This is a genomic window from Corynebacterium crudilactis, from assembly GCF_001643015.1.
Taxonomy (GTDB): domain Bacteria; phylum Actinomycetota; class Actinomycetes; order Mycobacteriales; family Mycobacteriaceae; genus Corynebacterium; species Corynebacterium crudilactis.
Genome location: NZ_CP015622.1, coordinates 2,580,768 through 2,591,788, shown reverse-complemented (window position 1 = coordinate 2,591,788; position 11,021 = coordinate 2,580,768). Strand labels below are relative to the sequence as shown.

General features: G+C 51.3%; 12 protein-coding genes. 4 read left to right on the top strand and 8 right to left on the bottom strand.

Annotated features, from left to right (window positions below; translation table 11 throughout):
* Positions 1 to 7: 7 nt before the first annotated feature.
* Entirely contained in the window at positions 8 to 784 is a 777-nt protein-coding gene (locus tag ccrud_RS12045) for an acetoin reductase (protein WP_066568068.1), read from the bottom strand.
* A gap of 146 nt (positions 785 to 930) precedes the next feature.
* Here ccrud_RS12045 and ccrud_RS15075 point away from each other — a divergent pair, with 146 nt between their 5' ends.
* Entirely contained in the window at positions 931 to 1,104 is a 174-nt protein-coding gene (locus ccrud_RS15075; RefSeq protein WP_020948639.1) for a DUF4236 domain-containing protein, read from the top strand.
* 18 nt (positions 1,105 to 1,122) lie between these two features.
* Here the strand turns inward: ccrud_RS15075 and ccrud_RS12040 are convergent, their stop codons facing one another.
* Positions 1,123 to 2,280: a hypothetical protein gene (locus ccrud_RS12040; protein WP_066568065.1), complete on the bottom strand. Its 1,158-nt coding sequence runs from the start codon at positions 2,278 to 2,280 to the stop codon at positions 1,123 to 1,125.
* 38 nt (positions 2,281 to 2,318) lie between these two features.
* Positions 2,319 to 3,200, bottom strand: coding sequence for an HhH-GPD family protein (locus ccrud_RS12035; protein WP_066568062.1), 882 nt, complete (start codon positions 3,198 to 3,200; stop codon positions 2,319 to 2,321).
* 63 nt (positions 3,201 to 3,263) lie between these two features.
* Between ccrud_RS12035 and ccrud_RS12030 the strand changes: the two genes are divergently transcribed.
* Both ccrud_RS12030 and ccrud_RS12025 read left to right on the top strand, forming a co-directional pair.
* Positions 3,264 to 3,884: a carbonic anhydrase gene (locus ccrud_RS12030; protein ID WP_066568059.1), complete on the top strand. Its 621-nt coding sequence runs from the start codon at positions 3,264 to 3,266 to the stop codon at positions 3,882 to 3,884.
* Between the two features lie 305 nt (positions 3,885 to 4,189).
* On the top strand, positions 4,190 to 4,846 hold the full coding sequence (locus ccrud_RS12025) for a hypothetical protein (RefSeq protein ID WP_066568056.1): 657 nt from the start codon (positions 4,190 to 4,192) through the stop codon (positions 4,844 to 4,846).
* Here the strand turns inward: ccrud_RS12025 and disA are convergent.
* The 5 genes from disA to ccrud_RS12000 form a co-directional block, all read right to left on the bottom strand.
* A complete protein-coding gene (gene disA / locus ccrud_RS12020) occupies positions 4,838 to 5,938 on the bottom strand; it encodes a DNA integrity scanning diadenylate cyclase DisA (protein ID WP_066568054.1) in 1,101 nt (366 codons plus the stop codon). The two genes, ccrud_RS12025 and disA, sit on opposite strands and share 9 nt — an antisense overlap.
* A gap of 3 nt (positions 5,939 to 5,941) precedes the next feature.
* The gene (gene radA, locus ccrud_RS12015; protein ID WP_066568048.1) at positions 5,942 to 7,336 is read right to left on the bottom strand and encodes a DNA repair protein RadA; all 1,395 of its coding nucleotides are present in this window, start codon (positions 7,334 to 7,336) and stop codon (positions 5,942 to 5,944) included.
* Positions 7,337 to 7,471: 135 nt separating this feature from the next.
* Complete coding sequence (locus ccrud_RS12010; protein WP_066568046.1) at positions 7,472 to 8,050, bottom strand: hypothetical protein; 579 nt, start codon at positions 8,048 to 8,050, stop codon at positions 7,472 to 7,474.
* A gap of 188 nt (positions 8,051 to 8,238) precedes the next feature.
* Positions 8,239 to 9,366 carry a sensor histidine kinase gene (locus ccrud_RS12005; RefSeq protein ID WP_066568044.1) on the bottom strand — a complete coding sequence of 376 codons (1,128 nt, stop codon included), beginning with the start codon at positions 9,364 to 9,366 and terminating at the stop codon, positions 8,239 to 8,241.
* The gene (locus ccrud_RS12000) at positions 9,363 to 10,082 is read right to left on the bottom strand and encodes a response regulator transcription factor (RefSeq protein WP_066568038.1); all 720 of its coding nucleotides are present in this window, start codon (positions 10,080 to 10,082) and stop codon (positions 9,363 to 9,365) included. Before ccrud_RS12000 ends, ccrud_RS12005 begins: the two co-directional genes overlap by 4 nt.
* Positions 10,083 to 10,417: 335 nt before the next feature.
* Here ccrud_RS12000 and ccrud_RS11995 point away from each other — a divergent pair, with 335 nt between their 5' ends.
* Entirely contained in the window at positions 10,418 to 11,014 is a 597-nt protein-coding gene (locus tag ccrud_RS11995) for a CarD family transcriptional regulator (RefSeq protein WP_066568036.1), read from the top strand.
* The last annotated feature ends 7 nt before the right edge of the window (positions 11,015 to 11,021 follow it).

The following is an 11,021-nucleotide window of genomic DNA, read 5'->3' as shown; positions in this document are numbered from 1 at the left end:
GGAAACTCTAGTTATAGAGCATTCCGCCATCAACGAGCATGACTTGTCCGGTGACATAATTAGAATTTTCGGATGCCAGGAAGGAAACCAACCCAGCGACATCTTCAGGGACAGAAGGTCGGCCCAACGCGATGGAGGAGGAGTACTCCTTGAAGTTTTCACCTATTGGCTTACCGTTGATCTTGGAAAGCTCCGCATCAATTTGCTCCCACATGCCGGTACCGACAATGCCTGGGGCATAAGCATTAACAGTGTGTCCCTTTGGAGCGAGTTCTTGAGCTGCCGCTTGAGTAAGGCCACGAACTGCAAATTTAGTGGTGGAATAAGCTCCCAGAATCGGAAAACCTTGGATTGCAGCAATTGATGCAGCATTGATGATCTTTCCTTTAACGCCAAGTTCATCGAATTTTCGTGCTGCTGCCTGAATACCAAAAAATACACTGAAAACGTTGACAGAGTAGATCTGCTTCAAGTCATCTTCAGTGACTTCCAATAGTGGTTTAATCTGGGCGATACCAGCGTTGTTCACTAGGACATCGAAGCCACCAAGTTTTTCTGCTGCTTCATCGATAGCACTGTCGAAATTAGCCTTATCAGTGACATCAAGCCTGATGAAAACTGCTTTTTGGCCGGCAGCTTCAACCAGTTTGATGGTTTCTGCAGCCTGTTCTTCTTGCTGTGGAAGATCCGCGACTGCGATATCGAAGCCGTCTGCTGCCAGCTTTTCTGAGATTCCACGACCGATGCCTTGTGCACCACCGGTGATCATTGCAACCTTGCTCATGACATTTCCTCTTGCTTCCTTAAAATAGGTTCTCAAGATTTAAAGCCTTTTACAGTTTTCGAACCGTTGAAGGCTCTTAAGTCGCCACCATAGGCCAACAAAAATATTTCTGCACAAGCCTCGTATAGACGATTATGCTGGTTCATATGGGGCTGAATTACAGAAAAATCATCAAGACCGGAAAAGACAGTTGGCTAAATGTCTCCAAGTCTGGGGTCTCTGGTTCCAAAAGGATTGGGCCGGTAACGATCAATTCGCGTGGCGGAATTTCAGTGAAATTGCCAGGTGGCTTGAATTACCGCGGTAGATGGAAGAAATAGCCACGCAGTGAGGTTCTATCACGAGCAATCGAGTGGATAATGTGGATCAATCGGCATGATGGATTCAATCAAAATTGATGGGCTGCTTTTGGGCTTGTTAGCAGTTAGTTTTTTGTTGAAACCAGTGAGTACTAGTTGCTCTGAGACGCATGTTGGATCATCCAGATCGATTGCTAGCAGCCCTTGATCTTGATCACTCTCAGTAACCACATATGCGCGTCCAGAATCGAAAGTGATTGAAACTGGGTGTGTATCTTTGAGATCAATTTCGTGTTCATACACAATCTTTCCCTCGGGGATATTAATGTGGGTTAGCATTCCAGCGGATGTGAAAGCGTAATAATCCTGGCCGGAGACAGCATCGAATCGAGCGCGGTCGGCGAATTCCAACTTAGGTAATTGGCTGATGCTTTCTGGAGTTGAGTGCTTATCTTTGATGTGGAGGATCTCTTCTTCTGTCACTATATAAGCGCCAGAATCATTGCAGTTCAAAACGTTTGCTCTACTGGGGCGATGTGAAAATTTCCAATCAATTTTCATCTCATCGTGTTGCCCGTTTGCATGGAGGGTCATGATGCTTATAGATCCCGGACCTACAGGATCTTCTATCCCGAGGTCAGGGAAGTATTCCACCCATCTGGTGGATCCGTCATCGCATGCAGTAAGCGCAATGATGTATTGGTCTGTCATTGTGCTAACGACAGTTCCTTCGGTAGCTGCAACAATGCGGTGTCGGTATTGAGCCTCTGCGGTTCCTTCATTAAAGGAGAAAGCTACATTTTTATGCGTTGGCGATTGTGCTGATTTCGATTGCATGCCAACGCTGAGACCGGGTACTTCGTGGCGAGTTACTTCTTTTAAGGAAGAATCGAATAGCACTAAGGAGTTTTCATCTGGTGCAATGAAGCCATTTCCTAATCGGTGCATAGAAGGAAAATAGGTGGGAGCGAGTTCATGAATGATTCCGCCCGACCCATCTGCTGATAAAGCGAAGATGTCTGCAGAGTTATCTGGGCTGAGATTTTTTATGGGATTAGTGGTGATACCAATAAAGGTTGGGTCTTCGACGCTTACCGCTTCAGAAACAGGAGACGTACAACCAACCGCGAGGACTCCGACTAGTCCCACAGCTAGGCTGGCACATGAAATACGCCTCCGGCGATGAACATCAGGCATTACACAAGCCTAATATTTATTTTTGTAGGGCGCATTAGTTACCGAGGCAGATGGAAATAACCCGCCTCATCTTGTTCCGCGAGACCGTCTTCCACAAGTGAGAACAAAGCTCGGGAACGTTGCGCATCATCGGGCCACACAACATCAATCGCAAACAGGGGAACAGGTGCGGTGGCTTTGCGTAGCACATCCATGATGAGGCCACGGACTTGTCGGTCGGTTCCCACAAATTTCTGTACGCGCTTTTTGGCGGATGCTAATTCTTCTTCGCTGGGGGAGGGGCATCCGAGTTTTTGCCATTCGCACTGGTCAAGCAGTGGGCAGGTATCGCACTTTGGGGAAGTGGCCGTGCAGATGAGTGCGCCTAACTCCATTATCGCGGCAGAGAATTCTGGGGCGTGAGTGTGAGGAAGGATGAGGGAGACGTCGATAAGCTCCTGCTTTTTCGCAGGGCCTGCAAGGTAGCGCCCGACAACGGCGCGCTGATACACGCGGCGCACATTGGTATCGACCACCGGCACCCGCTGCCCAAAATGAAACGCCGCCACCGCGCGCGCCGTGTAATCACCAATGCCCGGCAACGCGAGCAGCTCCTCCACGGTATCCGGCACCTCGCCGGCATGCTTATCGACGATCACCCCCGCGCATTCCTTCAACCTCAGCGCCCTCCGAGGATAGCCAAGCTTGCCCCAAGCCCGCAAAATTTCATCCGTACTAGCATTTGCGAAATCCTGCGGAGTAGGCCACTTTTCTACCCACTCACGCCAAATCGGCTCCACCCGGGCGACAGGAGTTTGCTGGCTCATCACCTCAGAAAGGAGAATTCCCCAAGCTGAAGTATCCGGATCACGCCAGGCAAGATCGCGGGCGTTGGCTCTAAACCAAGAGAGCAGGGCTGAGTGAAGGGCAGTAAATGACATATCTTGCTGATTCTACTTGCCCTGTATTAGGTTCTACACCAAACACGATGAAAGAATAGTCCTATGCCTTTGCGGAATATTGAGAGAACACCGTCCAGCGTATGGAATGCCATGGTCGCGGGTAATGAGCGATTTATGAATTTCAACGAAGATCGTCCAAATCAGGATGCTCCTCGACGTCGCGCACTACGTACCAAACAAAAGCCCGCTGCAGTTGTCATTTCCTGCTCGGATTCCCGCGTCCCCGTGGAACTAATTTTCGATGTCGGCCTCGGTGACCTCTTCGTTGTTCGTACCGCCGGCGAAATTCTTGACCAGGCAGTTTTTGCATCAATTGAATACGCCATCGAAGCCATTGGCGTGCCACTTGTTATCGTCATGGGCCATGAATCCTGTGGTGCAGTAGCCGCCACCGCCGCAGCTCTGGATGGTGGCGAAATTCCTGGTGGTTACCAGCGCGTATTGATCGAAAAGGTCGCGCCTTCCATCTTGGAAGCAAAAGCCGAAGGTCTGAGCACCATCAAAGACTTCGAAGAACACCATGTGGTTGCAACGGTGAACCAAATTCTGACTCGTTCCCCAGAAATCAAGAATAAAGTGGACTCAGGCGAGGTCGGAATCATCGGTTTGCGTTATCGACTCTCTGATGGACGCACCGAACCTGTGATTTCCAAGAACGTTTAAGCGCTTTGGATCCGTGGCTTGGTTGCGAGATATTGCTCGCTACCAAACCAGGTGACCAAGACCTAAGGATTCTGGCTAAGTTTTGCTCGTCCTGTCCGATTGGATTGAAATTGCTAGTTCTGCCTTGAAAAAGTTCCCTCTCAGAATCGATTCTCAGGGTCTCACTCCCTTTGATCGGTACAAAGATGCATATGAAAAACCAACACGCCCAAAACGCTAATCCGCTGTACAAGGCGTAGACAGTAATAGAGTATTTAAGTGTGGGAACGTCGAGACATAATGAAGTCATTTACAAGCGCCGCCGTATGGCAGCGCTCTTAGGCCTGCTTATCGTCATTGCCTTGATCATCTGGGCAGTTGTCGCACTTCGAGGTGGCTCGACAGAACCTGAGGAGGAGCAGCCGTCTAACGCAGCTGCAACCTCTGCGATGGAAACAACAAAGGCAGCGGAAACAGAAACCTCTGCGACTTCCTCATCTTCTGAAGCTCCGACCTCGGAAACTACTACTGCGAAAGAAACGTCGAGTGAGGAACCAACACCTTCTTCCTCAACTGCAGCAGAGGCAAAAGATAGCTGTGAGCTGAAAGATCTTATAATTTCAGCAAGCACTAATCAGCCGACTTTTGCAGGTGGGGCACAGCCTGAGTTATTCATGACTGTGCACAACCCAACAGCTGCTGATTGCGAAATCGATCTGGAAAAAGATGTACTTCGCTTCGAGATTTATAACCTGGCTACGAATGCACGCATCTGGTCAGATGTTGATTGCAACCCTGCCGTAGAAGATGGCACGAGCGTATTCCCAGCTGGTGAAGATCGATATTTCCAAGCAACATGGTCTCGCACTAATTCCGCTCCGGGACAATGCGATAACCGTGCTCCTGTTAAAGCTGGCGCTTATTTCTTGCACACCGTCATCGGTGGAAACCCTTCGCCAGCTGTCACTTTCAACCTAACTTAAACGCCCAAGACCATCAGTGATGTGGCGGGCCCACAGGGACCCCACGCCATCAACGGCGCTTAAATCTTCCGTTGTGGCGCCGAGCAGAGAATCTAGATTTCCGAATGCCACGATGAGTTTATCCATGAGGAATTTCTGCACACGGGGAACTCGGTTGAGCGTGCGGTATCCACGAGGAATCACTGGTTCATCGAGAGCTTCATCTGTCGGTGGAAGGCCCAGGATGCGGGCGATATTAGCGGGTTTCATGAGCGCTTTATCGTCCAAATGAGAGATTGCTTGAAGGGCTTCTGCAATCTCTTTATCCGCAGGGATGCCATCGGTGACTAGATAATCGGCAATGATTGATTCGCGTTCGCGGTCATTATCGCCGCGGAGTTCGCTGAGCTGGATCTGAATCTGCTTGGCATCTTTGCCTAATTCGAGCACATCGCCGTCGATGGTTTCGCCCACGCGACGAAGCATTTCTTCACGTTGAATAACAGAAACTACATCAATGACCGTGGCATAGCTGTGGAGTTCGGCTAGGTGGAGACGGTTATTTACCTGATCTAGACGATCGCGGTAGCGCTCCATTGTTCCCAAAGCTTGGTTCGCACGGTTCAGCAGTGTTGCGGGCTGTTCCAACACATGCGCTTTGCCTTCCACATAAAGGGTGATGGTGTTTTGGGATTCGGATACTGCGATCACTGGAACTTCAGTTTGCAGCGCAGTGCGCTCCGCGGAACGGTGACGAGTGCCAGATTCTTGGGTGGGCCATGTTGGGGATGGAAGTAGCTGCACATTGGCGCGTTTGATGCGTTCAATATCAGCGGACAAAATAACAGCGCCATCCATTTTGCAGAGTTCGCGGAGACGAGTAGCAGCGAAAGAGACGTCAAATTCGAAACCGCCATCACAAATGGAGGTGACGTTTTCATCATCGCCGATAACAATGAGTGCACCAGTATGTCCACGGACAATGCGATCTAAAGCATCACGCAGTGGTGTGCCTGGGGCAAGGCGTTGCAATGTGCCTTTGAGGGTGTGTACATCCTGGGCTCCAGGCGCAGTGGCATCTGGGGAGGTTCCGGGAGTGGATGTTAGTGTCATGAGCTATAACCTTACCGCTGCGAGTGCCTCAGCTAGCGTTGAAGCTTCGATGATGCGCAGGCCTGTTTGTTTGATTCCAGCACCTGCTGGAATAACAGCTTTTTCATAGCCAAGTCGTGCTGCTTCTGCGAGCCTGCGATCAATATTAGGTACACGCCTGATTTCACCGGCAAGGCCAACTTCACCAAGCACAACTGTCTTATCCGGTAATGGTCTTTTCGCTAGAGCTGAAGCTGTTGCAAGAGCTACAGCGAGATCTGTGGCTGGTTCGCCTACCTTCATACCGCCAACAGTTGCCACATAAGCATCTTTTCCTTGGGTTTGTCGGCCCGCGCGTGCAGATAACACGGCAAGAACCATGGGGACGCGATTGGCGTCGAGACCCGTGACTACCCGGCGGGGATTCTTGGAGGGGGCATCGACAAGCAAGCTTTGTACCTCAGCTAAAAGTGGGCGCACGCCATCCATCGCGACGGTGACAGCAGTGCCATCTGGGGTGGAACCCCGGTGCGAGAGGAATAGCCCGGAAGGATCGCGGACTTCTTTGATGCCATCAGATTGTTGTTCAAAGCAGCCGACCTCATCGGTGGCACCGAAACGGTTTTTGATGCCGCGCAGCATACGCAGCGATGAATGGCGGTCACCTTCGAAGTTCAACACCACATCTACCAAGTGCTCCAGCACACGAGGGCCTGCAACATTGCCATCCTTGGTGACATGGCCAACCAACAGAATTGGTATGCCCGAAGTTTTCGCGAGAGTGGTCAAAGCAGCCGTGACCGCACGAGATTGAGCGACACCGCCAGCAACGCCCTCCACACCAGCGGCGTGCATGGTTTGTACAGAGTCCACGATCAACAAACTGGGTTTAACTTGGTTGACATGGCCAAAGACAACATCCAGATTAGATTCCGCAGCTAGATATAAGGTGTCCTTGACTGCGTTGGTACGTTCTGCACGCAGACGGACCTGACCTGCGGATTCCTCCGCTGTGACATAAAGCGCGGTACGAGTGCCATCCCCTTCCTTCATGGAAGCCCAACGACTAGCAACCTCAAGCAGCAAAGTGGATTTACCAACGCCTGGTTCACCGGCCATCAGAACAACGGAGCCAGGCACAATTCCATCACCCAACACACGATCAAGCTCACCGATGCCAGTAGAAATACTGGTGGCCTGTGCCGCGACAATCTTGCCAATCGGAACCGCAGGCGATGTTGGGGTAAGTCCCGCAGGCGCTGCGCCCGAGACAGCAGCCCGCGCCGCACCACCGGATTCACCGACAGTGTGCTCTTCCATAGAACCCCAGGAGCCACATTCTGGGCAGCGCCCCAACCACTTCGGGCTGGAATAACCACATTCTGAACAGGTATGTACGCTGCGAACCTTTTTAGCCATGCCCCCTACCTTAAACGGTGGGGGCGACATGAAGGGAAATGGTGTTCGAATTAACCTAAAGAATTACTGGGGAAAGCAAAAACCGCCTCCCCCCAAAAATAAAGTGGGTGGAGGCGGTTAAAAGCTGTTTAAGACTTAGTGGCTTGCTTCAGCGCCTTCGCCTGCTACACGAGCATGCTGTCCTGATTCGAGAACAGGAGCGGAAACAGTAGCGTCAATGGTGATGGCACCAGTGTCGAAGACGAACTCAACTGGAACGACTCCGCCATAAGCGAAACCTGGGTTGTCCAGGGAAGTTGCTACGTGCTGGATGCAGCCAACCTCAGGCTCTTCGAGCAGATCCAGTTCAGCCTGAATGTCTGCAACGAGGGAGCAGTTACGGTCGAGGGCTTCAGCACCGTCGATCTCAACTTCCGTGCCGTCTACAGAGACGGACTCAAGGGTGTGAGAGGTGTGGGTGGTGTCCTGGTTGATGGCGGTGAACTTTAGTCCAGCATCGCCTTCTTCAGTGAGGTGCACGGTTACGTCGCGTACCAGAACTGGGTCGTTTGAGGAACCGGACTGGTTGCCATCAACGGCTGCCACTTGGCCCGAGGTCTGGGTGATCTGTCCAGCGCTGCAAGAAGCAAGTGCAAGAGCTGACGCAGCAGCCACAGTCACGAGCGCGCCACGACGGGCAGCCGAGTTCAGGGACTTCACGGATTCGTCCTCCATTGGGGTTGAGAAATTCCAGGAATCATCCAGAAAAATCTGGATATGCTGTTCATAACCCTAGTCCGTCTGCCCGCATTCACACAGTCGGTTGATTAAACGGAGGGTGTAAACGGGGGCAAACAAAAGGGGCATAAATCTTAAAAGGGGATTAAGCCACGGGGAGGGGGAGGCGTCGAAAAGCAATTTTTTTAATTGCTTGTGCCTGTGGTGAGCGGTAGACGAATGGTGAATTTTGCGCCTTTGCCCAGGCCAGCCGACTCTGTGGTGAGGGTTCCTCCCTGAGCCTCGATGAGTGCGCGGGAGATGGTCAGCCCGATACCGGAACCTGATTGATCATCGGAATCGGAACGTTTGGCGCGGAAATAGCGTTCGAAAACATATTTCACATGTTCCGGAGCGATGCCTTCGCCGTTATCGATTACCTCAATAACCACAGTTTCCACGCCTTGGCGCAGCACGCGAACCTCTACTTTTCCGCCGGTTGGAGTGTGGCGCAAAGCGTTGGATAAAAGATTGGCCAATACCTGGGCGAAACGTTGGCTATCCACTCGGATCAGCTGAGTAGAAGCGGTGCCTGCGACGTCTAAAGCAACGCCCTTTTCTTGGTAGGAACCTGCCGCAGCCCCCGCGGCATTGTGGATGAGATGCCCAATCGGCACAGTACTGTACACCAGATCAAAACGATGTTCCTGGGCGCGGGAAACATCATCAAGATCGGACGTTAAGCGCGACAAGCGTTGAAGCTGTTCGGCAAAAACTGCGTGGGTTTCAGGATCCCATTCCACAATTCCGTCCTGCAGACCATCGAGATAAACAAGAAGCACAGCAAGTGGAGTGTTCATCTCATGTGAGAGGTCAGACAGCATATTCCTGCGAAGATCTTCCGTGTGTTCGAGCTGATCAGCCATGGAATTAAAGGCAAGTGACAGGGATGCAACTTCGCGGTCCGTATCTGAAATAGGAACGCGCACCTGATAATCGCCAGCACTCATAGCTGCTGCGGCACGCGAGAGCTGCCAAATTGGTTGACCAAGGCGGTGGGATAACCAAAAACTCACCCCAATAGAACTCAACACCGCAGTGGGTAAAGCCGCTGCTAGAGCCATATAGTTTGCGTCCTTATATGCCTCCTGGATATGGAAATCCGTTTGGCGAGGATCAATCGTGCCCGAAAGATCAAGATGTGAATTAAAAATCGCAGGCCCGACCAACGCTGCCACGATTAATGCCGCAAGCAAGCTGATGAACACAACAAATAATTGGGCACTGAGCAGCCTAAAAGTCAGGCTGTGTCGGGATGGGATCTGAACAGTCATTTGAGAGACATTCGGTAGCCAACTCCGCGGATCGTATCGATGAATTGCGCGCCTGGAGCTGGTTGTTCCAGCTTGCGACGGAGGTTTCCAATGTGCACATCCACAATGCGTTCATCGCCTACCCACGTGGTATCCCATACTTGGGTGACTAGATCGCGTCGGGAAACTGCTTCACCAGGCTTATGCATGAGTGCTTGGAGCAGCTCAAATTCTGTCCGGGTGAGAGTGACTCCGACTCCTTGCACGGTCACCTCATGTGCCAAAGTGTCTAGCTCGATGCTGCCATAACTTAACGTGAGTCCATTTTGGATTGTCTCATCGATTTTCCGTGGTCTACGCATCACTGACTGAATGCGAATGACAAGTTCACGGATATTAAATGGCTTGGTGATGTAATCATCAGCACCAATTTCTAAGCCCGTAATCTTATCGCGTTCAGATCCCCTTGCAGTGAGCATCAAGATATAACAATCCGTAAACGCTCTAATTCTTTTGCACACTTCTAAACCATCAAGTCCAGGCAATCCGAGATCCAAAATGATGACATCGGGACGCAAATGAGCAACTTTGTCCGGAGCTGCGGCACCATCCTGGATCGTGGTGGTGTCAAAACCTGCTTTGCCCAGATACAGCGAAATCATGCGAGCAAGTGGAATCTCATCTTCAACAATGAGCACCCTGCCGGATAAGTTTCCATCAATAAAAGTGGGGGACATGGTTTCAAGTATGGCCTTTTAATGCGGGGTGTTTCCACAAAGTCGGGTTGGAGACCGACGTCCTGAAATTCAGGCACTCGGCCACACAAGCTTGAGTGGAAGGTGGCTGGCCGCGTCGAAAAGCATTATCCCTGCGCCTGAAGGCGCTGAAGCTATATAAAATATGGTAGAATTCCATAGGTTAAAGCCTGCCCTGAGAACGTTTTTAGAAAAGTTCTCACAGCTTAGAGCTGGGGGCAGTGGGAAGTATTGAATAGGTTGCTTGCATGGACAATGCTGGCGCCACGGCGTGATTCCTTAAAAAGAAGGATGATCAGCCAATAGAAGGAGTGGGAATGGATTTCAAGGTCGGAGATACCGTCGTTTACCCGCACCACGGTGCTGCAATGATTTCAGCCCTGGAGCAGCGTGAAATGAATGGTGTGACGGTGGACTACTTGGTTCTCCAGATCAATCATTCCGATCTCGTGGTTCGCGTTCCTGCAAAGAACGCTGAGCTTGTTGGTGTGCGCGATGTCGTGGGAGAAGAAGGCCTGCAGAAGGTTTTCTCTGTTTTGCGTGAAATCGATGTTGAAGAGGCCGGCAACTGGTCCCGCCGTTACAAGGCAAACCAGGAGCGTTTGGCTTCCGGCGATGTGAACAAGGTTGCCGAGGTTGTTCGTGACCTATGGCGCCGTGATCAGGACCGTGGCTTGTCCGCTGGTGAAAAGCGCATGCTTTCTAAAGCTCGTCAGGTTCTCGTCGGTGAGCTAGCGCTCGCGGAAACTGTTGACAATGAGAAGGCTGATGCTTTCCTCGGTCAAGTCGATGAAACCATTGCTCGCCACCGCGCAGACCTGCTCGGTGAAGACGGCGAAAAGAAGGATGCTTTCGACGACTTCGATGATTCAGACGTGGATCTCGATGATCTGAGCTTCGACGACGAAGACTAGGCCTTAG